Genomic DNA, 19,789 nt, shown 5'->3' on the forward strand with positions numbered 1-19,789 from the left:
ACACCCGTTCCCATACCGAACACGGAAGTTAAGCTCTTTAGCGCCGATGGTAGTTGGGGGCTTCCCCCTGTGAGAGTAGGACGTCGCTAGGCAATGTAAACAGTCAGCTGAGAGCTGGCTGTTTTTTTATGAAAAATCTTAATAATTTATCAATAATTCCGCAAAACTTGCTTAAAATAAGATGAGCTTAACTAATATTTATATTAAATGTAGAAGAAAATTAAAAAGGCTATTTTGAACTCAATATAAAAATGGGAGAAAGGTCTATCAGAATTGGTACTCCGAAAAATCTGAATTGTCTTTCTTTTGTAAGTTCCTTGACAGTAGCTTAGCACGTTGTTAATCTTACAATTAATATTCTTTTAACTATAGGAGGACGTTACGAAAATGTGGGAAACTAAATTTGCCAAAGAAGGTTTAACTTTTGATGATGTATTATTAGTACCAGCGCATTCAGAAGTATTACCGAAAGATGTTGATTTATCAGTTCAACTAACACCGAAGATTAAATTAAATATTCCAATGATCAGCGCAGGCATGGATACAGTTACAGAATCTAAAATGGCAATTGCTATGGCACGTCAAGGCGGTATCGGTATTATCCATAAGAACATGTCGATCGATGAGCAAGCTGAGCAAGTAGAAAAAGTAAAACGTTCTGAAAATGGTGTTATTACAAACCCATTCTTCTTAACTCCGACTCACCAAGTTTTCGATGCTGAGCATTTAATGGGTAAATACCGAATTTCTGGTGTACCAATTGTTGATAGTATGGAAAACCAAAAACTAGTAGGGATCATTACAAACCGCGACTTACGTTTCATTTCTGACTATTCTTTAAAAATTGAAGATGTTATGACAAAAGAAGATTTAATTACAGCTCCTGTTGGAACGACTCTAGAGGATGCTGAAAAGATTCTTCAACAATATAAAATCGAAAAGTTACCAATTGTAGATGAAGAAGGTAAGTTAACTGGACTAATTACAATTAAGGATATTGAGAAGGTAATTGAGTTCCCTAACGCTGCAAAAGACATACATGGTCGTTTATTAGTAGGAGCAGCCGTTGGTGTTTCAAAAGATACGATGATACGTATTGAAAAGCTTGTTGAAGCACAAGTAGACATCGTAGTAATCGATACAGCTCATGGTCATTCTGAGGGAGTATTACAAACAATTCGCTCTATCCGTGAAGCTTATCCAGAGCTTGAAATTATCGCTGGTAACGTGGCAACTGCTGAGGGTGCACGTTCATTATTTGAAGCTGGAGCAGATGTAGTGAAAGTTGGTATTGGACCAGGATCTATTTGTACTACTCGTGTCGTAGCAGGTGTAGGTGTACCACAAATTACAGCTGTTTACGATTGTGCAACAGTAGCTCGTGAGCTTGGTAAAGCAATTATTGCTGATGGAGGCATTAAATACTCAGGAGATATCGTTAAAGCTCTTGCAGCTGGTGGTAACGTTGTAATGCTTGGTTCACTTCTTGCAGGTACTTCTGAATCTCCTGGTGAAACTGAAATTTTCCAAGGTCGTCGCTTCAAGGTTTACCGTGGTATGGGTTCAATTGGAGCTATGGAAAAAGGTTCAAAAGATCGTTACTTCCAAGAGGATGCGAAAAAATTAGTACCAGAGGGTATTGAAGGTCGTCTTCCTTATAAAGGGCCTCTAGCAGATACAATCTATCAACTAATCGGTGGTATTCGTGCTGGTATGGGGTACTGCGGTTCAGCTAACCTTGAGTTCTTACGTGAAAATGCTCAATTTATTCGTATGACAGGTGCAGGTCTACGTGAATCACATCCACATGATGTACAAATCACAAAAGAATCACCAAACTATTCGATGTAATATATTACTAGCAACTTTTTTGCTCTCGAATCGTCTACAAAGATGACACGAGAGCATTTTTTTATGATAGAGAGTGCGCACGGAAGTTACTATATATGATAAAATGTCGAGGACAAGATTATTTTTTGGAGGGCTTTAAAGGTGAAAAAGACAATGAACACTGTCATTCGCTTACTCCTAATTCCTGTTTTGTTATTTAGTGTTTTAGCAGGTATTCCGGCGAAAGCAAATGCAGAAACAGATTTAGGACTACACGTGGATGCTGCAATTTTAATTGACGCAGATTCAGGAAAAATTTTATATGAACAAAATGCAGATACTTCACTAGGTATTGCAAGTATGACAAAAATGATGACTGAATACCTGTTATTGGATGCAATTGATGCAGGTACAGTTAAATGGGATCAAGAATATCACGTAACTGATTATACGTATAAAATGTCTCAAAACCGTGCATTAAGTAACGTACCATTGCGTAGAGATGGAACTTACAAAATTAAAGAATTATATGAAGCAATGGCAATTTACTCTGCAAATGCTGCTACAGTCGCTATAGCAGAAACAATTGCAGGTACTGAAACAGAGTTTCTAAAGCTAATGAATAAAAAGGCAGAAGAGCTTGGTCTTAAAGGCTATAAATTCGTAAACTCTACTGGTCTTAACAATGCAGATTTATTTGGTATGCAGCCAGCTGGTACTGGACCAAATGATGAAAACGTAATGCCTGCTAAATCTGTAGCTAAATTAGCATATCATTTACTAAAAGATCATCCAGACGTATTAAAAACGTCTAAAATTGCAGAAAAGAAGTTCCGTGAAGGTACAGATGATAGCATCGACATGATAAACTGGAACTATATGTTGCCAGAATTAGCGTACAAATATGAAGGCGTTGACGGATTAAAAACAGGTACAACAGACTTTGCGGGTCATTGCTTTACAGGTACAGCAGAGCGCAATGGTACACGTTTAATTTCTGTAGTTATGAAGGCTGTAGGAGAGGATCCAAAAAAAGCGCGCTTCGATGAAACAGCTAAATTGTTTAACTATGGTTTCTCGCAATTCTCGAAACAAGAAATTATTCCTGCGAACTATAAGTTTAAAGATCAAGAAACAGTAAAAGTTACGAAAGGTAAAGAAAACAAAGTAGCGATTGCTGTTAAAGAACCAGTTTCATTTATGGTCAAGTCATCTGAAAAAGATTTATATAAACCTAAACTAGTTTTAGATAAAAAGAGTCTTGAAGCAGAGGTTAAGAAGGGTACCGTTGTCGGAAAGTTAGTTCTTGAACGCTCAGAAGGCACAGATTACGGTTTTATTGACGGTAAGGACCTTAAAGCTGATGTTGTCACTACAGAGGCTGTAGAGCGTGCTGGTGGCATCTCATTATTCTTCCAAGGTGTTGGTAGCTTCTTCGGGAACTTATGGAATGGTATTACTGACTTTGTTGGTGGCTTATTTTAACTTCTTTCAGTAGAAGTCTCTACCTTTATAGATGGTGAGATGAATGCGGGTTTAAGTTGCTTTCCAGCGGGTGTCCAAACATCCACTGAAATAGAGGAACTCAGTCTAAGAGCGCCACGTCCTGTGGCAATGACTGAGTGACCAACATCGTGTTGGCCTAAAGCCTCCGGTGGATGTCACGGAATCATGCCAAGGCATAATTGATTAATAATTTAAGCATAAAGAACACGTAGATGTTTTAAAACATCTCGTGTTCTTTTTCACATTTTTACGCTTTTCTACATACGCTATTAGGCGAAAGGATGTGGCTAAATGTGTGGTATTACAGGATGGGCTAGCTTTCAAAAGGATCTAAGAACAAGTAATGAAATTCTAAAGTTAATGACGCAAACGTTAAATAAACGAGGGCCTGATGATGAAAATATTTGGTGTAGTGAGCATATTGCATTTGGCCATCGTCGGCTAGCTGTCATAGATTTAATTGGTGGGAAGCAGCCGATGAAAAAAGTACATGATGGTGCAAACTATGTCATTACATATAATGGCGAGCTTTATAATACAGAGGAATTAAGGAAAGAGCTTCAAAATCGAGGGCATGTTTTTACAACACATTCAGATACGGAAGTATTATTAACTGCTTATATTGAATGGAAAGAGCGGTGTGTTGACTTTTTAAATGGGATTTTTGCTTTTGGTATATGGAATGAACAATCACAATCACTTTTTCTATGCCGAGATCGTCTAGGTGTAAAGCCTTTGTTTTACACAGAACAACAAGGCGGCTTATTTTTTGCATCCGAAGTGAAAGCATTATTAGCTCATCCATTGATTAAAACAACCGTTAATACGGAAGGGCTAGCAAATATTATGGCTGTAGGACCGTCTAGAACGCCCGGAAAGTCACTTTTTCAAAATATTAGTGAGCTACGTCCAGGATATGCAATGCATTTCTCTAGAGAGGGTCTACGAGTTTGGCAGTATTGGCAGTTACAAAGTAAACACCATGAAGAGTCATTAGAGGAAACGATCGACCATGTCCGTTTTTTGCTAACGGATGCTATTGAACGACAGCTTGTTTCAGATGTACCGATCTGTACATTTCTTTCAGGAGGATTAGATTCCAGCATTATTACTGGCATTGCAGCAAACATGTTTCAGCAACAAAATAAAGGCAAACTCCATACGTACTCTATAGACTATGAGGATAATGAACGTTTTTTTAATCCACATGCTTTTCAAACGTCCACAGACACGTATTGGATTCAAAAAATGACAGATACATTTAGTACAACACACCATGCTGAGGAAATTTCTCAGCAGCAATTAATCGATTTCTTAGTTGAATCTGTCATCGTTAGAGATTCACCAGGGATGGCAGATGTAGATTCATCGTTATTATGGTTTTGTCGAGAAATTAAAAAGGACTTTACCGTTGCACTGTCAGGTGAATGTGCAGATGAAATTTTCGGTGGATATCCATGGTTTACAGAAACGACTACAGGTTTTCCATGGATTCGTTCACTATCTGAAAGATCAACAATGTTACAAGAGCGATGGCGTAAAAAATTAAAAGTTGAATCATATGCACAACAAGCATATTCACAAACAATTGCCGAAGTACCATATCTTGAAGGGGAAAGTATTGAGGAAGTAAGACAGCGTGAAATGTTTTATTTGAATATGGTATGGTTTATGCAAACACTGCTGGAACGAAAAGACCGTATGAGCATGGGAGCGAGTCTTGAAGTTCGTGTGCCGTTTGCAGATCATCGCCTTGTAGAATATACGTGGAATATTCCTTGGGAAATGAAAAATTTAGACGGTATGGAAAAGGGTTTACTTCGTAAGGCAATGCAGCATTTATTGCCAGAAGAAGTTTTATATCGGAAAAAAAATCCGTATCCTAAAACGTACCATCCAGTTTATACAGCGGGCGTTCAAAAATGGCTAAAAGAAATAATGGAGGACAAAAATTCAATTCTCCATGAATTATTTGAACGGCAGAAGCTAATAGAGTTAATTGAATCTGGCGGCAGTTCTTTCAAAGTTCCTTGGTACGGACAATTGATGGCCGGTCCACAACTTTTAGCCTATCTGGGTCAAATTCATACATGGTTTGAGCTTTATAATATCCAACTTATTGAATCGTAAGAATGAAGATAAAAGAAACACCAACCAACCTTTTAACGTGAGGTTGATTGGTGTTTTTTCTGTATATCCCAACAGTTCAATAGCTTCTCAATAGAAGGTTCAATTTCATGTACGGGTATGCCTCCAAAACCTAGTAAAAATTGAGCTTGTAAGGATGCGGAGTGATCCAAGCGATAATCAGATAGTGGATAGATTCTGATTCCTGCATCGGAGGCAATTTGTTGTAATTGCTTTTCAGACAAAGTATGTTGTACATCGAGTAAAATATGCATTCCTGCTTGCTCACCTGTAATTTTAATTTGAGTAGAATAGTTTTCTAAAATAGAAGTAAGCTTTTCATGCTTTTTTCGATAAACTTTCCTCATTCGATTTAAATGCTTTGCAAAATGACCGTCACGCATAAAATTAGCTACGATATGTTGATCGAAACGAGGTACTGTTGATGAATAGTAATTAAATACATCGTTATAAGTAGTAAGTAATTTTGGTGGAAGTACAAAATAAGCAACGCGCAAGGACGGCATTAATGATTTTGTAAATGTACTCATATAAATTACTTTATCATTTCGATCTAATGCATGAAGTGCAGGGATTGGTTTTCCAGTATAACGAAATTCAGAATCATAATCATCTTCAATAATGTATCGAGAGGAGCTTTGTGCGGCCCAATTTAAAGCTTGTGCACGTCTTGTAGCTGATAATACTGCTCCTGTAGGGAATTGGTGTGATGGCGTAATATAAACAACGTCAGCGCTAGTTTTTTCGAGCTCATTAATGACAATTCCTTCATCGTCGACCGCAACTGGATAGACTGTTCGTTTATGTTGGGAAAACATACGATGTACTGCTGGATATCCTGGGTTTTCAAGTGCAAAGCAAGTATCGTCACTAAAGAGGCGCAAGATCATTGGTAGAAGCTGTTCCGTTCCTGAACCGATGACGATTTGCTCGGGACTACAAATAACTCCACGCGATTGAAATAAATAATTAGCAATCTCAGTTCGTAAAGATAGTTCTCCCTGAGGCTCACCTGTTAATAATAATTCCTTTGAGGCATCATCAAAGAGCTCTTTCGCATATTTCCGCCAAGTTTGAAAAGGAAAAGCATCAATATCAATAGAACCGGGATTAAAATCTATTTTGTAGGATTTTTTCTTAGGTTGTTCGTTTAAGGAAGGTACTGTGTCCTGCTGAATATACGGAAGCTCGTCAATTTCCTCTACAAAATAACCGACGCGGGATTTAGACATAATATAGCCTTCAGCAAGTAGCTGTGCATATGCAATTTCAATAGTTGTTTGAGAAATATTCAAAAAATCGGCTAATTTTCTTTTTGATGGTAATTTTTCTCCTACTGCTATTTTCTTTGTAATAATAGCTTCTTTAATGCCGCTATAAAGCTGGTCATAGAGCGGTTTTTCACCATTTTTTTCTAGTTGAAATAATAGCATGTCCATGTTCATTAATTCTCCTGGCCTTATAATTATTTTGTAAACTGGATATTTTTATATGGTCAATTTCAATTATACTAAATTTCATCATAAAGGTGGAGGTTAGAAATTATGAAACAAACAGGTACAGAATTAGTTAAGCGCGGGATGGCGGAAATGCAAAAGGGTGGCGTCATTATGGATGTTATTAATGCAGAACAGGCGAAAATTGCGGAAGCGGCAGGAGCTGTGGCTGTCATGGCGTTAGAACGAGTACCATCAGACATTCGTAAAGCGGGTGGTGTTGCACGTATGGCTGATCCTCGTATTGTCGAGGAGGTTATGGGCGCCGTTTCCATTCCTGTCATGGCTAAAGCACGTATTGGACATATTGTAGAAGCAAGAGTGTTAGAAGCAATGGGTGTCGATTATATTGATGAAAGTGAAGTATTAACTCCAGCAGATGAAGAGTATCATTTATTAAAAAGTGATTACACAGTGCCCTTTGTTTGTGGGTGTCGTGATTTAGGTGAAGCTGCTCGACGCATTGGTGAGGGTGCTTCCATGCTACGAACTAAAGGGGAACCAGGGACTGGTAATATTGTTGAGGCAGTTCGCCATATTCGTAAAGTGAATGCGCAAGTACGTAAGGTAGTTGGTATGACAGAGGATGAATTAATGACAGAGGCTAAATTGCTTGGTGCTCCTTTCGAATTATTAAGAGAAATTAAGCGTCTTGGTCGTTTACCAGTAGTGAATTTTGCAGCAGGTGGAATTGCTACGCCAGCTGATGCAGCATTAATGATGGAGCTTGGAGCTGACGGTGTATTTGTTGGTTCTGGTATTTTTAAATCAGAGAACCCAGAGAAATTTGCTCGCGCAATTGTTGAGGCTACTACGCATTATAAAGACTACATGCTAATTGCCGAAATTTCAAAAGAGCTAGGTGTTCCGATGAAAGGCATCGATATTGCACAGCTTAGTCAAAATGAGCGTATGCAAGAGCGAGGCTGGTAAGATGAAGCGAATCGGTGTTTTAGCATTACAGGGAGCGGTACGAGAGCATGTGCAAATGTTAGAGTCTCTTGGATGCGAAGCGGTCTTAGTAAAACAAAGTGCTGATTTAGAGAAGCTTGATGGACTTATCTTGCCTGGTGGAGAAAGCACAACGATGCGGAAATTGCTGAATCGCTATGAGCTATTAGAGCCAATTCGCACACTTGCAAAGCAAGGTTTACCGATGTTTGGAACATGTGCAGGATTGATTTTATTAGCAAAGGAAATAGTAGATTATGAATCACATTTAGCAGTAATGGATGTGGTAGTTGCACGGAATTCTTATGGACGCCAAGTAGATAGCTTTGAGGTGAAGCTCGACATACCTGAAATAGGTGCTGCCATTCCAGCTGTCTTTATACGTGCGCCACATATTGTTTCCGTAGGTAAAGGTGTTGAAGTATTAGCAGAGCATGACGGGAAAATCGTGTTAGCAAAGGACGATCATTTATTAGGCTGTTCCTTCCATCCTGAATTAACGTCAGATGCACGTATTCTTGAATATTTTGTATCTTCTATGGTATTACTTGCAAAATCTCAATTCATATAGTACAGTATGGATAAAATTTAAATAACTTAACACGATGATGGGAAGTAGTAGCAAGCACGTTTTTTTTAGAGAGTCAGCGGGTGGTGGAAGCTGATAAAAGCACTTGTGAATCCGTCCTGGAGTTGCGCAGTCGAAGTTAATGAAGTAGGCTGTCGCCGGCTGAAATGCCGTTATAAGATAAGTGGATTAGACAAAGTACAATGTGTCTAGTCAATTAGGGTGGCAACGCGGGTAGCTCTCGTCCCTTTTAGGGATGAGGGCTTTTTTGTGTTTTCTACTAAATAATTTCCCATCATTAAGAATCTACTGGAGGTATGACGATGTTAGATATTAAACGCGTGCGCGACAATTTCGCGGAAATTAAAGAAATGCTATTAACACGTAATGAGGATTTAGGAAACTTAGACGACTTTGAACAATTAGATGCAAAGCGTCGTGAATTAATTGCAAAAACAGAAGAGCTTAAAGCTGAGCGTAATAAAGTATCTGAGCAAATTTCGATCATGAAGCGTAATAAAGAAAATGCGGATGAAGTTATTGCACGTATGCGTCAGGTTGGCGATGAAATTAAAGAGCTAGATGTCCAATTAAATGATGTAGAAGAACGCTTTAAAGATATGATGATGCGCTTACCAAACATTCCACATGAATCTGTACCAGTTGGCACAACAGAGGACGATAATGTAGAGGAATATACTTGGGGTGAGATTCCAACGTTTGATTTTGACATTAAAGCACACTGGGATATCGCTACAGATTTAAAAATTGTAGACTTTGAACGTGGTGCAAAAGTGACTGGTAGTCGTTTCTTATTCTATCGTGGTCTTGGCGCTCGTTTAGAACGTGCATTAATGACGTTTATGATGGACTTACATGCAGAAGAGCATGGTTATGAAGAAATGTTACCACCTGTAATTGTCAATCGTGATAGCTTAACAGGTACAGGACAGCTACCTAAATTTGAAGAAGATGTCTTTAAGTTAGATGACACAGATTATTTCATGATTCCAACAGCAGAAGTACCTGTGACTAACTTCTATCGTGATGAAATTTTATCAGCCGAAGCATTACCACAGGGCTTTGCTGCATACAGTGCATGCTTCCGTTCAGAAGCGGGTTCTGCAGGTCGTGATACACGTGGTTTAATTCGCCAACACCAGTTCAACAAAGTAGAGTTAGTACGCTTTGTAAAGCCGGAAGAATCTTATGAACAGCTAGAATTATTAACAGGCCATGCTGAAAAAGTACTTCAATTATTAGGTTTACCTTACCGCAAACTAAAAATGTGTACAGCTGATTTAGGCTTTACTGCAGCGAAAAAGTACGATTTAGAGGTTTGGATTCCAGCTCAAAATATGTACCGTGAAATTTCTTCATGTTCTAACTTTGAAGATTTCCAAGCACGCCGAGCAAATATTCGCTTCCGTCGTGAGGCAAATGCAAAACCAGAGTATGTACACACATTAAACGGCTCAGGTCTTGCAATCGGCCGTACAGTAGCAGCAATACTAGAAAACTATCAACAAGCCGACGGAAGCGTAGTAATTCCTGAGGTATTAGTTCCATATATGGGCGGTAAAAAAGTGATTGCTCCAAAGTAAACGGCGTCGAAAAATAAAAGAAACTACTGTTGAAAAATTTCATCTCAACAGTAGTTTTTCTTTTAAAAAAGTATGTTAGCAGAAAAATTTATACCCCATAGTTAAAATTCTTCATTTTCAATAACTAACGCTTGTCGCGCCTTTTTCTCGGCTTTTTTACGTTCACGTAAAGCTCGGAAAAAATCGGTTAAGATTTGTCCGCATTCTTCAGCTAAAATTCCTTCTGTTACTTCGCATTCATGGTTAAAGCGTGCATCGTTTAATAAGCGATAGAGCGAATCTACACAGCCTGCTTTAATATCTCTTGCACCATATACGACACGTGGCACACGGGATTGCAAAATTGCACCTGCACACATAGGGCAAGGTTCAAGTGTCACAAAGAGTGTTGTTTTTTGAAGGCGCCAGCTACCTATTTTTTTACAAGCCTCTTGAATAACCATTAGTTCAGCGTGAGTCGTTGCATTTTGTGTTGTTTCTCGTAAATTATGAGCCCGTGCAATAATTTCTCCACCGTATACAAGCACAGCTCCTATTGGCACTTCTCCAAGTAAAGCTGCTTTCTTAGCTTCTTCCAGTGCACTGTTCATAAACAATCGGTCTGTTTCAAAAATATCCACTATAATCTCTCCTTATCATTTAGTGTATCTTGCTTAAATGACAATTGCTACTATCAAATATGTCTCAGCATAATTGTTGCTGCCGCTGCGCTTTCGCTACATAAAACATTTGTTTAAGAAGTGAACACCGCTGATAAGAGCGCAACAATCGCTGATAAAGAAGTGAACACCGCTGATAAGAGTGCAATAATCGCTGATAAAGAAGTGAACACCGCTGATAAGAGCGCAATAATCGCTGATAAAGAAGTGAATACCGCTGATAAGAGTGCAATAATCGCTGCTGTCGCTTTGCTTTCGCACAGATAAATCACAATGCGTCAGGATTCAGTAATAAGTTAAAACATTGACATTTCCAATACAACCATTTATATTTATATATGAACACATGCTCATATATAAATATAAAAAGGTTAGGGGTAAACTAAATGGATGAAAAATTACAAAATACAGAGGTTCAAACTAACAAAGAGCAACATTTAGACGAAGAAACACTATTCGTCGTGTCTCAAACATTCAAAGCATTAAGTGATCCGACAAGAATTCGCATTTTAAATTTATTGTGTACAGATGAACATTCAGTAAACGACATCGCGGAAATTTTAGATTTAGGTCAATCAACAGTTTCACATCAGTTACGTTTTTTGAAAAATTTACGGTTAGTGAAATATAGAAGAGAAGGGACAACTTTATTTTATTCAAAAGATGATGATCACATTATGAATTTGTTGATGCAAGCTATTGAGCATGCTACACATAACTAGAGATAATGGAGGGATAAAACATGGGACATAATCATGATCACAGCCATGACCATACACATGGCGCAAATAAAAAGGTTTTAATAGTATCATTTATTATTATTACCAGTTATATGGTTGTTGAAGCAATTGGTGGCTATTTAACAAATAGTTTGGCTCTTTTATCCGATGCAGGACATATGTTAAGTGACTCCATTTCATTAGCAATAGCCTTACTTGCCTTTATATTGGGAGAAAAGGCTGCGAGCTATAGTAAAACATACGGTTATAAACGATTTGAAATTTTAGCAGCAGTATTAAACGGTGTGACATTAATTTTGATTGCTTTATTCATTTTCTATGAAGCAATAAAACGTTTTGCAAATCCACCGGAAGTGGCAACTACAGGGATGCTAATTATTAGTACAATCGGTCTTTTGATTAATATTTTAGTAGCTTGGATTATGATGCGCGGCAGTGATACAAAAGATAATTTAAATATGCGTGGAGCTTTTTTACACGTATTAAGCGATATGCTTGGATCTGTGGGGGCCATCGTTGCCGCACTTTTAATAATGTTTTTTGGTTGGGGCTGGGCTGATCCATTAGCGAGTGTTATTGTTGCCATATTAGTATTGAGAAGCGGCTACTATGTAACGAAGGCTGCTGTTCATATTCTTATGGAAGGAACACCTTCAAACGTAGACGTTGAGGAAATTATACAAACTATTGTACAGACTAATGGTGTTCATAGCATTCACGATTTACACATTTGGACAATAACGAGTGGAACAAATGCGCTTTCCTGTCATGCAGTTGTTGATGATCACCTAAAAATTGCGGATAGTGAGAATATATTACGAGAAATTGAACATAATCTTGAGCATAAGGGCATAAAGCATGTAACGATTCAATTGGAAACAGTCGCACATAAGCATGATAGTTCAATTTTATGTACAATAAAAAATGAGCAGTCGAATCATCACCATCATCATTAAAAAATTCTAAAAATTTTAGCTTTACATACCCTTCGTGGGTATGGTAATATGAAGTTGTGAGGTAGGAGGTGTATTTAATGGAGGAAATAGTGAAAGAAGATGCTTGTCATACAGAGGAAGCTTCGTGTCGAAAAAGCCATCATCCTGAACGCGTTAAAAAGGATTTAACGACTCGTTTGAATCGAATTGAAGGTCAAATCCGAGGTATTAAAGGGATGATTGACAAAGACGTTTACTGTGATGATATTATTACGCAACTGTCTGCCACACAGTCTGCTTTAAATAGTGTAGCAAAAATTTTATTAGAAGGTCATTTAAAGGGATGCGTAGTAGATCGTCTATCAGAAGGTGATGAGGAAGTGTTAGACGAATTAGTAGTGACTATTCAAAAGTTAATGAAAAAGTAATTTTTTTATTAAATATATACCCCTATACAGTATTAAATATTAAAGGAGAGATATTTTATGCAAAACGTAACTTTAAACGTACAAGGAATGTCATGTGGACATTGTGTAAACTCAGTGGAAAAAAGTGTTGGCGCTTTAACTGGTGTTGAACAAGTAAAAGTAAACTTAGCTGATGGTTTAGTAGATGTGGCATTTGACGAAACACAAGTATCTCTAGACCAAATTAAAGAAACAATCGACGATCAAGGCTATGACGTTAAATAATAAAAGTAGGGTGCTCTTGTAGCACTCTCTTATTTTCAATTTGATATACCCCCTGTTGGTATATGGAGAGGAGAAATGATAATGAGTTCGGAAATAAAAGAAGCTAATTTGCAAATTACAGGTATGACATGTGCAGCCTGTGCGACTCGTATAGAAAAAGGTTTAAATAAAATGGATGGTGTAGAACAAGCGACAGTTAATTTAGCCCTTGAAAAATCATCTATTAAATATGATCCGACAAAATTAAACGAAGAAGACTTTGAAAAGAAAATTGAAGCACTTGGTTATGGTGTTGTGAAACAAAAAACTGAATTCAACATTACAGGCATGACATGTGCAGCTTGTGCCACGCGTATAGAAAAGGGTTTAAATAAACTAGCAGGTGTATCCTCTGCGAACGTTAACTTAGCACTCGAAAAAGCTACTATAGAATTTAACCCATCTGAGGTGACGATTGCAGATATTATTGCAAAGGTTGAGAAATTAGGATATGAGGCTCATCAAAAAGCAGATGAGCAAGAAACTATGGATCATCGTGAGCAGGCTATCAAACAACAGCAGAAAAAATTTATTTTATCAGCCATTCTTTCATTACCATTACTATGGACGATGGTAGGACATTTTTCATTTACATCATTTTTATATGTCCCTGAATTTTTAATGAATCCATGGGTACAAATGGCGTTGGCTACTCCTGTTCAATTTATCATTGGGAAGCAATTTTATGTGGGAGCCTACAAAGCTTTACGCAATGGTAGTGCCAATATGGATGTACTTGTAGTAATGGGAACATCTGCGGCGTATTTTTATAGCGTATATCAAGCGATTATTACTGCGGGGTCACATCATGCCCCTCATCTATATTTTGAAACGAGTGCCGTATTAATTACTTTAATTTTATTAGGGAAATTATTTGAGGCAAAAGCAAAAGGTCGCTCATCTGAAGCAATCAAAAAATTAATGGGCCTTCAGGCAAAAACGGCCATCGTTGTTCGTGACGGTATAGAGAAAGAAGTACCATTAGAAGAAGTAGTCATTGGTGACATTATTTTAGTGAAACCTGGCGAAAAAATTCCTGTTGATGGTGAAGTTTTAGAAGGAACAACAGCTGTTGATGAATCAATGTTAACGGGGGAAAGTTTACCTGTAGATAAAAAACAAGGTGACCTATTATTTGGTTCTACTATTAATAAAAATGGCTTCATTAAAATGACAGCAACTAAAGTTGGTCGTGATACGGCCTTAGCTCAAATTATTAAAGTTGTAGAAGATGCACAAGGCTCCAAAGCGCCAATCCAGCGCTTAGCAGACCAAATTTCAGGCATTTTTGTACCAATCGTTGTTGGTATTGCGATTGTCACGTTTTTAATTTGGATTATCTGGGTGCGACCTGGTGAATTTACGCCAGCACTTGAAGTATTAATTGCAGTTCTCGTTATCGCTTGTCCATGTGCGCTCGGATTAGCAACACCAACATCAATTATGGCGGGTTCTGGTCGTGCAGCGGAATATGGTATTTTATTTAAAGGTGGAGAGCATTTAGAGCAAACGCAAAGCATCGATACAGTAGTTGTTGATAAAACAGGTACAGTGACACACGGTAAACCTGTATTAACGGATGTTTTACTTGCGGCAAATCAAGACGAAGCACGGTTTTTATCGTTAATTGGTGCAGCGGAGAAGCAATCAGAGCATCCGTTAGCAGAAGCAATTGTTCAAGGAATTGCTGATCGTGGTATTGAGCTAGGAGATGTTCAATTCTTTGAAGCAATACCAGGTTACGGTGTGCAAGCAACTGTATCTGGTCAAGGCGTTGTCATCGGTACACGTAAATTGATGCAACAATACGGTATTCATATTGATGATATTCTACCAACAATGGAGCATTTAGAGGAAAGCGGTAAAACGGCAATGTTAGCTGCAATTAACGGTCAGTATGCTGGCCTAGTAGCAGTTGCTGATACAGTGAAAGATACTTCAAAAGAAGCGGTTAGTCGTCTACAAGAAATGGGCATTACTGTGATTATGATGACTGGTGATAATGAACGTACAGCACAAGCGATTGGAGCAGAAGTTGGTGTGAATCATGTAATTGCTGAAGTGCTACCAGAAGGTAAAGCTAATGAAGTAAAAAAACTGCAAGCTACAGGTAAAAAAGTAGCGATGGTTGGTGATGGTATAAATGATGCACCGGCACTTGCGACAGCTAATATTGGGATGGCGATTGGTACCGGTACAGACGTGGCTATGGAAGCAGCGGATATCACACTAATTCGTGGCGATTTAAACAGTATTGCGGATGCTATCATCATGAGTCGTAAAACAATGCGCAATATTAAACAAAACTTATTCTGGGCATTTGCTTATAACACATTAGGTATTCCAATTGCCGCAATCGGTTTACTAGCCCCTTGGGTAGCAGGTGCAGCGATGGCATTTAGTTCAGTATCTGTCGTTTTAAATGCACTGCGTTTACAGCGAGTTAAATTATAAGGGTAACGATAGATCCACTTTGAGTGGGTCTATTTTTTTATTTGTTTCAACGGATGTCAAAGAATTGGTTTTGGCCTCCTATTTTAATAGAGAAATAGTTTGGTTCTGTTTTTCACTTTCTCACTATGATACAATGAAAAGCACTGATTTATTTTCTAAGCCTCCGGACGCAATTATGCCGAGGCATAATTGATATAATTATACAAACCTCGAGGACGGGGTAATTGATGATAGAATCCATAGAACATAAAGGAGGAGCTTCTGGTGACGGTTCCATTTGTTACGGTAGAAGGTCCGATTGGTGTTGGTAAAACCTCTTTATCTAAAGAGCTTGCAGCAACATTTAATTACCATCTATTAAAAGAAATAGTAGACGAAAACCCTTTTCTAAATAAGTTTTATGAAAACATAGAGGAATGGAGTTTCCAGACAGAAATGTTCTTCCTATGTAATCGCTATAAACAATTATCAGATATAAAAAAATTTCGTTTAATGCATGATAAACCTGTTGTAGCGGACTACCACATTTTTAAAAATTTAATATTTGCCAAGCGTACATTGCTATCAACTGAGTATGATAAATACGGAGAAATTTATAAAATATTGACGAAAGATATGCCTGTGCCTAATGTAGTTGTTTATTTACATGCTAGTGTTGATACGTTGATGAAACGTATTGCGATGCGTGGTCGTGAATTTGAGAAAATGATTTCACGAGATTACATGGAGCAACTAGTGACAGATTATCATTCCTTTATCGAGCATTTTGAGAATATGCATCCCGAAATTCCTGTTATTCGATTTAATGGTGATCAGCTTGATTTCGTTAAAAATCCAAATGATTTGAAATATGTTTTACAAACAATAAAGGACACGTTACAACAAAGGAGCTTGCAACAATGAATTTGAGAGAGAAATATGGTATTCCTCCACAAACTGTCATTACAATCGCTGGTACGGTTGGTGTAGGGAAGTCAACAATGACAAAGGCGTTGGCAGAGGCGCTAAATTTCCGTACTTCGTTTGAAAAGGTGGATACTAACCCATATTTAGATAAATTTTATGAGGACTTTGAAAAATGGAGCTTCCATTTACAGGTGTATTTTTTAGCGGAGCGTTTTAAGGAGCAGAAGCGAATCTTTGAATATGGCGGCGGGTTTATTCAAGATCGTTCCATCTACGAAGACACAGGCATTTTTGCTAAGATGCACTATGACAAAGGTACAATGAGCCCAACAGATTACGAGACGTATACAAATTTATTTGATGCGATGGTGATGACACCGTACTTCCCTCATCCAGATTTACTTGTCTATCTTGAGGGGCCAATTGATGCTGTAATCGGTCGTATTCAAGAGCGTGGACGTACAATGGAGCAACAAACACCGAATGATTATTGGATTGAAATGCATGACCGCTATGAGAACTGGATCAATAATTTTAATTCATGCCCAGTTCTTCGTTTGGATATTAATGATTATGATTTATTAAAAAATCCTGAAGCAATTGAATCAATTGTGAGCCGCATCAGTCATATGCTAAAACAAACAAGTCATTTACGTAAATAGAAGATGTATTAAAATTTATATTTCTAAATCGATTAGGAAGATAAATTTTGGCGTTCTGGCCGAAAGCGAAGCGACAGGCACAAACAAGTCATTTACGTAAATAGAAGGTTAGATAAATTTAATAATTCAAAAAATCAAAAGACGTGAGACAATATGTAGCCTATTGTGTCACGTCTTTTGAATAGGAGGGATTGTTATAAAAATAGCGGTATATTGCGGTTCTGGCTTAGGCATAAACCCAATTTATGCAGAGAAGGCAGCCGAATTAGGGACTGTATTGGCTCAAAATGGTCATGGTGTAGTTTATGGTGGTTCGAAAACAGGACTGATGGGGAAAGTAGCAGATGCAGTATTAGAAGCTGGAGGAGATGTTATTGGCGTGATGCCAACTCATTTACAGCAGCGGGAAATAGCACATGCCTCGTTAACAGAGATTCATTTTGTTGAGTCTATGCATGTACGTAAAGCCAAAATGGTAGAGTTAGCAGATGCTTTTATAGCTTTACCGGGTGGTGGTGGAACTATGGATGAATATTTTGAAGTGTTTACGTGGGCACAAATTGGACTACATGAAAAACCTGTAATTTTATATAATGTAAATAGCTTTTATGATGGGCTTCTTCAACATTTTAAGAAAATGCTTGAGGAAGGTTTTATACGTACGGAACAAGAATCACTTATTCGTGTAGCTACTACATCGGAGGAAGTATTAAAATTTTTAAAAAAACATGGGTAATATACCCATGTTTTTTCGGCAATTAATAATCTTTATAAATATTTTTATTGGGTTCATTACCATAAGAATTTTAGTTCGCTAATACAATGAAAGAGGTGTAGGTTATGCAGACAATAGATACAGAAGTTACTGATGATCATGTAGTACTGGCGATTGAACGAAATATAGCCATTGTTCGTTTTGATATGGAGCATAAAGTTGCCTATGTAAATGAACTTTTTGCTAAAACATTAGGCTATAAAGTAGAAGAAATGATAGGGAAGGATCATAAGGATTTTTGTTTACCGGAATTTGCGAATAGCGTAGAATACGGAAGGTTTTGGCGCAATTTAGCTGCTGGCAATAGCTATCAGGATAAAATCGAAAGAATGGATTCAAGTGGAAATAGAATTTGGCTTGAGGCTACTTATATGCCTGTCTTTGCTAATAATTCAAAAAAGGTAATTGGCGTATCGAAAATTGCAACAAATATTACTGAACGTCAAAATGAAATTGTTAGTGTAGCTGATACATTAAAGATTATGTCTAAAGAGCTTCATAGCCGTTCAGAGGCTGGTATTCAAAATAGTGAGGATTTACTGGAAACAGTGAAAGAGGTTTCACAAGAGTCTGCCGATAATGTGAGAAATCTTGCGCAGCTACAGAAGCAAGCGGAATCAATTAAAGGAATTGTGAAGACCATTCAAGAAATTGCTTCTCAGACAAATTTACTTGCGCTAAATGCAGCTATTGAAGCAGCAAGAGCTGGTGAGTATGGCCGCGGTTTTGATGTTGTAGCAAAAGAGGTAAGAAAACTTTCAGCAAGGGTTGAGCAATCTATTTCAGAAGTAAAAGATAATGTTGAGGGCATTGAGCGAGAGATTGGAAAAGTCACTGAAAGTATCACACGTATAGCTGAAAAAATTGAAAAAACAAATGGTCAAATTAATATAACAACGAATGATTTTGCCGAAATTACTACTGCAGCAGAGGCATTAGATGAACAATCAAGACATTTTACCGAAATAATTTAATGCCACTTTTTACACGTTTTATATAGAAGAATAAAATAATTATAAGAATTAGAGAAAAGGTTAACGCATGTAATAGATACTCTTTAAATATATTATTTACATAATTTTCTGAAATATATTGAAATAGCAGATGAGTTTTATTTACAATAAATTGTGTAAAGCTTTCATAAATCATAATAGGGGTGTTATAGATGACAAAGGTGGAAGTAAGTTTTAAGCATTTACCAACGACTGCAGTTTCAGATGCGACAGGAGGACATACGAATTTACGCAGTGAAATTAAACCGTTAGCAGATCATTTTAAAATTGCTGGCCGTGCGGTAACAGTGCGTTTGCCAGATGGCGAAAATGGTGCAGTATTAGAAGCCATTCGAGCTGCAAAAGAAGGCGATATTTTAGTAATTGACGCTAAAGGGAATACCAATCGTGCAGTTGCCGGTGATTTTGTTCTTTCATTAGCGAAGGGTATAGGTGTACAGGGCCTTGTCGTTGATGGTGTTATTCGTGATATTGCAGCTATACGTGAGCTAGATTTTCCTGTGTTTTCACTTGGCACAACGGTAGCAGCTGGCAATAAAAACGGGGGTGGTAAAGTAAATGTTCCTATTGCTATTGGGGGGGTTGCTGTTCATCCTGGTGATTATATTATTGGGGATATGGACGGTGTTGTTGTCGTGCCTCAGAATGACGCAGAGCGTATGGTTGCAGCTGCTGAAGCCAAAATCGAAAAGGATGAAATACGTGCACAAGAAGCACATGTAAATGGGAAAGAATCAATTATTGCTTATTTAAATAAAGTATTAAATTCTTCAAATTAAAAAAACCCTCACGATGCCATCCATACATCGTG

General features: G+C 37.7%; 19 protein-coding genes, 1 rRNA gene and 1 other annotated feature. Of the genes, 17 read left to right on the forward strand and 3 right to left on the reverse strand.

Going from position 1 to position 19,789, the window contains the following annotated elements; translation table 11 throughout:
* The 4 genes from rrf to asnB all read left to right on the forward strand — a co-directional run.
* Positions 1–92, forward strand: a 5S ribosomal RNA gene (gene rrf / locus ACFVT8_RS24185); the annotation flags it as partial.
* A gap of 295 nt (positions 93–387) precedes the next feature.
* Positions 388–1,851 carry an IMP dehydrogenase gene (gene guaB / locus ACFVT8_RS24190; protein WP_387086321.1) on the forward strand — a complete coding sequence of 488 codons (1,464 nt, stop codon included), beginning with the start codon at positions 388–390 and terminating at the stop codon, positions 1,849–1,851.
* Between the two features lie 141 nt (positions 1,852–1,992).
* Positions 1,993–3,315, forward strand: a complete 1,323-nt coding sequence (locus tag ACFVT8_RS24195; RefSeq protein ID WP_387086324.1) for a D-alanyl-D-alanine carboxypeptidase family protein — start codon at positions 1,993–1,995, stop codon at positions 3,313–3,315.
* A 312-nt stretch (positions 3,316–3,627) separates the two neighbouring features.
* Complete coding sequence (gene asnB / locus ACFVT8_RS24200) at positions 3,628–5,466, forward strand: asparagine synthase (glutamine-hydrolyzing) (RefSeq protein ID WP_387086327.1); 1,839 nt, start codon at positions 3,628–3,630, stop codon at positions 5,464–5,466.
* Between the two features lie 32 nt (positions 5,467–5,498).
* On the opposite strand, the gene pdxR is transcribed toward asnB, so the two are convergent.
* A complete protein-coding gene (pdxR, locus tag ACFVT8_RS24205) occupies positions 5,499–6,923 on the reverse strand; it encodes a MocR-like pyridoxine biosynthesis transcription factor PdxR (RefSeq protein ID WP_387086330.1) in 1,425 nt (474 codons plus the stop codon).
* A 105-nt stretch (positions 6,924–7,028) separates the two neighbouring features.
* Here pdxR and pdxS point away from each other — a divergent pair, with 105 nt between their 5' ends.
* The 3 genes from pdxS to serS all read left to right on the forward strand — a co-directional run bounded on the left by pdxS (position 7,029) and on the right by serS (position 10,103).
* On the forward strand, positions 7,029–7,913 hold the full coding sequence (gene pdxS / locus ACFVT8_RS24210; RefSeq protein WP_387086333.1) for a pyridoxal 5'-phosphate synthase lyase subunit PdxS: 885 nt from the start codon (positions 7,029–7,031) through the stop codon (positions 7,911–7,913).
* Between the two features lies 1 nt (position 7,914).
* Positions 7,915–8,502: a pyridoxal 5'-phosphate synthase glutaminase subunit PdxT gene (pdxT, locus tag ACFVT8_RS24215; RefSeq protein WP_387086336.1), complete on the forward strand. Its 588-nt coding sequence runs from the start codon at positions 7,915–7,917 to the stop codon at positions 8,500–8,502.
* 25 nt (positions 8,503–8,527) lie between these two features.
* Positions 8,528–8,751, forward strand: a binding site (T-box leader).
* Between the two features lie 71 nt (positions 8,752–8,822).
* The gene (serS, locus tag ACFVT8_RS24220; protein WP_387086339.1) at positions 8,823–10,103 is read left to right on the forward strand and encodes a serine--tRNA ligase; all 1,281 of its coding nucleotides are present in this window, start codon (positions 8,823–8,825) and stop codon (positions 10,101–10,103) included.
* Positions 10,104–10,204: 101 nt separating this feature from the next.
* On the opposite strand, the gene tadA is transcribed toward serS, so the two are convergent.
* On the reverse strand, positions 10,205–10,723 hold the full coding sequence (tadA, locus tag ACFVT8_RS24225) for a tRNA adenosine(34) deaminase TadA (protein ID WP_387086342.1): 519 nt from the start codon (positions 10,721–10,723) through the stop codon (positions 10,205–10,207).
* Between the two features lie 113 nt (positions 10,724–10,836).
* Positions 10,837–11,034 carry a hypothetical protein gene (locus ACFVT8_RS24230; protein WP_387086345.1) on the reverse strand — a complete coding sequence of 66 codons (198 nt, stop codon included), beginning with the start codon at positions 11,032–11,034 and terminating at the stop codon, positions 10,837–10,839.
* 114 nt (positions 11,035–11,148) lie between these two features.
* On the opposite strand from ACFVT8_RS24230, the gene ACFVT8_RS24235 reads away from it, so the two are divergent.
* The 10 genes from ACFVT8_RS24235 (at position 11,149) to ACFVT8_RS24280 (ending at position 19,757) form a co-directional block, all read left to right on the forward strand.
* On the forward strand, positions 11,149–11,484 hold the full coding sequence (locus ACFVT8_RS24235) for an ArsR/SmtB family transcription factor (RefSeq protein ID WP_387086347.1): 336 nt from the start codon (positions 11,149–11,151) through the stop codon (positions 11,482–11,484).
* Positions 11,485–11,504: 20 nt separating this feature from the next.
* The gene (locus ACFVT8_RS24240) at positions 11,505–12,458 is read left to right on the forward strand and encodes a cation diffusion facilitator family transporter (RefSeq protein ID WP_387086350.1); all 954 of its coding nucleotides are present in this window, start codon (positions 11,505–11,507) and stop codon (positions 12,456–12,458) included.
* 77 nt (positions 12,459–12,535) lie between these two features.
* Positions 12,536–12,865 (forward strand): metal-sensing transcriptional repressor, encoded by a 330-nt coding sequence (locus ACFVT8_RS24245; RefSeq protein WP_387086353.1) that lies wholly within the window; start codon positions 12,536–12,538, stop codon positions 12,863–12,865.
* Between the two features lie 57 nt (positions 12,866–12,922).
* Entirely contained in the window at positions 12,923–13,129 is a 207-nt protein-coding gene (gene copZ, locus ACFVT8_RS24250) for a copper chaperone CopZ (protein WP_049662517.1), read from the forward strand.
* 81 nt (positions 13,130–13,210) lie between these two features.
* On the forward strand, positions 13,211–15,622 hold the full coding sequence (locus tag ACFVT8_RS24255; RefSeq protein ID WP_387086357.1) for a heavy metal translocating P-type ATPase: 2,412 nt from the start codon (positions 13,211–13,213) through the stop codon (positions 15,620–15,622).
* A gap of 264 nt (positions 15,623–15,886) precedes the next feature.
* Positions 15,887–16,525 (forward strand): deoxynucleoside kinase, encoded by a 639-nt coding sequence (locus tag ACFVT8_RS24260; RefSeq protein ID WP_387086359.1) that lies wholly within the window; start codon positions 15,887–15,889, stop codon positions 16,523–16,525.
* A complete protein-coding gene (locus tag ACFVT8_RS24265; protein WP_142510992.1) occupies positions 16,522–17,190 on the forward strand; it encodes a deoxynucleoside kinase in 669 nt (222 codons plus the stop codon). Before ACFVT8_RS24260 ends, ACFVT8_RS24265 begins: the two co-directional genes overlap by 4 nt.
* A gap of 202 nt (positions 17,191–17,392) precedes the next feature.
* The gene (locus tag ACFVT8_RS24270) at positions 17,393–17,926 is read left to right on the forward strand and encodes an LOG family protein (RefSeq protein WP_483869511.1); all 534 of its coding nucleotides are present in this window, start codon (positions 17,393–17,395) and stop codon (positions 17,924–17,926) included.
* Positions 17,927–18,030: 104 nt separating this feature from the next.
* Positions 18,031–18,939 (forward strand): methyl-accepting chemotaxis protein, encoded by a 909-nt coding sequence (locus ACFVT8_RS24275; RefSeq protein ID WP_387086363.1) that lies wholly within the window; start codon positions 18,031–18,033, stop codon positions 18,937–18,939.
* Positions 18,940–19,130: 191 nt separating this feature from the next.
* Positions 19,131–19,757: an RraA family protein gene (locus ACFVT8_RS24280; protein WP_387086366.1), complete on the forward strand. Its 627-nt coding sequence runs from the start codon at positions 19,131–19,133 to the stop codon at positions 19,755–19,757.
* Positions 19,758–19,789 lie beyond the last annotated feature (32 nt).

The sequence above is a fragment of the Lysinibacillus sp. NPDC058147 genome, assembly GCF_042884205.1.
Classification (GTDB): domain Bacteria; phylum Bacillota; class Bacilli; order Bacillales_A; family Planococcaceae; genus Lysinibacillus.

What these genes read in the sequence shown, in the direction of transcription:
- ACFVT8_RS24275 (WP_387086363.1), top strand. Translation starts at nt 18,031, where the DNA reads ATGCAGACAATAGATACAGAAGTTACTGATGATCATGTAGTACTGGCG.
- ACFVT8_RS24255 (WP_387086357.1), top strand. Translation starts at nt 13,211, where the DNA reads ATGAGTTCGGAAATAAAAGAAGCTAATTTGCAAATTACAGGTATGACA.
- ACFVT8_RS24280 (WP_387086366.1), top strand. Translation starts at nt 19,131, where the DNA reads ATGACAAAGGTGGAAGTAAGTTTTAAGCATTTACCAACGACTGCAGTT.
- ACFVT8_RS24240 (WP_387086350.1), top strand. Translation starts at nt 11,505, where the DNA reads ATGGGACATAATCATGATCACAGCCATGACCATACACATGGCGCAAAT.
- ACFVT8_RS24235 (WP_387086347.1), top strand. Translation starts at nt 11,149, where the DNA reads ATGGATGAAAAATTACAAAATACAGAGGTTCAAACTAACAAAGAGCAA.
- copZ (WP_049662517.1), top strand. Translation starts at nt 12,923, where the DNA reads ATGCAAAACGTAACTTTAAACGTACAAGGAATGTCATGTGGACATTGT.
- ACFVT8_RS24245 (WP_387086353.1), top strand. Translation starts at nt 12,536, where the DNA reads ATGGAGGAAATAGTGAAAGAAGATGCTTGTCATACAGAGGAAGCTTCG.
- pdxR (WP_387086330.1), bottom strand. Translation starts at nt 6,923, where the DNA reads ATGGACATGCTATTATTTCAACTAGAAAAAAATGGTGAAAAACCGCTC.
- guaB (WP_387086321.1), top strand. Translation starts at nt 388, where the DNA reads ATGTGGGAAACTAAATTTGCCAAAGAAGGTTTAACTTTTGATGATGTA.
- ACFVT8_RS24265 (WP_142510992.1), top strand. Translation starts at nt 16,522, where the DNA reads ATGAATTTGAGAGAGAAATATGGTATTCCTCCACAAACTGTCATTACA.
- pdxT (WP_387086336.1), top strand. Translation starts at nt 7,915, where the DNA reads ATGAAGCGAATCGGTGTTTTAGCATTACAGGGAGCGGTACGAGAGCAT.
- asnB (WP_387086327.1), top strand. Translation starts at nt 3,628, where the DNA reads ATGTGTGGTATTACAGGATGGGCTAGCTTTCAAAAGGATCTAAGAACA.
- serS (WP_387086339.1), top strand. Translation starts at nt 8,823, where the DNA reads ATGTTAGATATTAAACGCGTGCGCGACAATTTCGCGGAAATTAAAGAA.
- pdxS (WP_387086333.1), top strand. Translation starts at nt 7,029, where the DNA reads ATGAAACAAACAGGTACAGAATTAGTTAAGCGCGGGATGGCGGAAATG.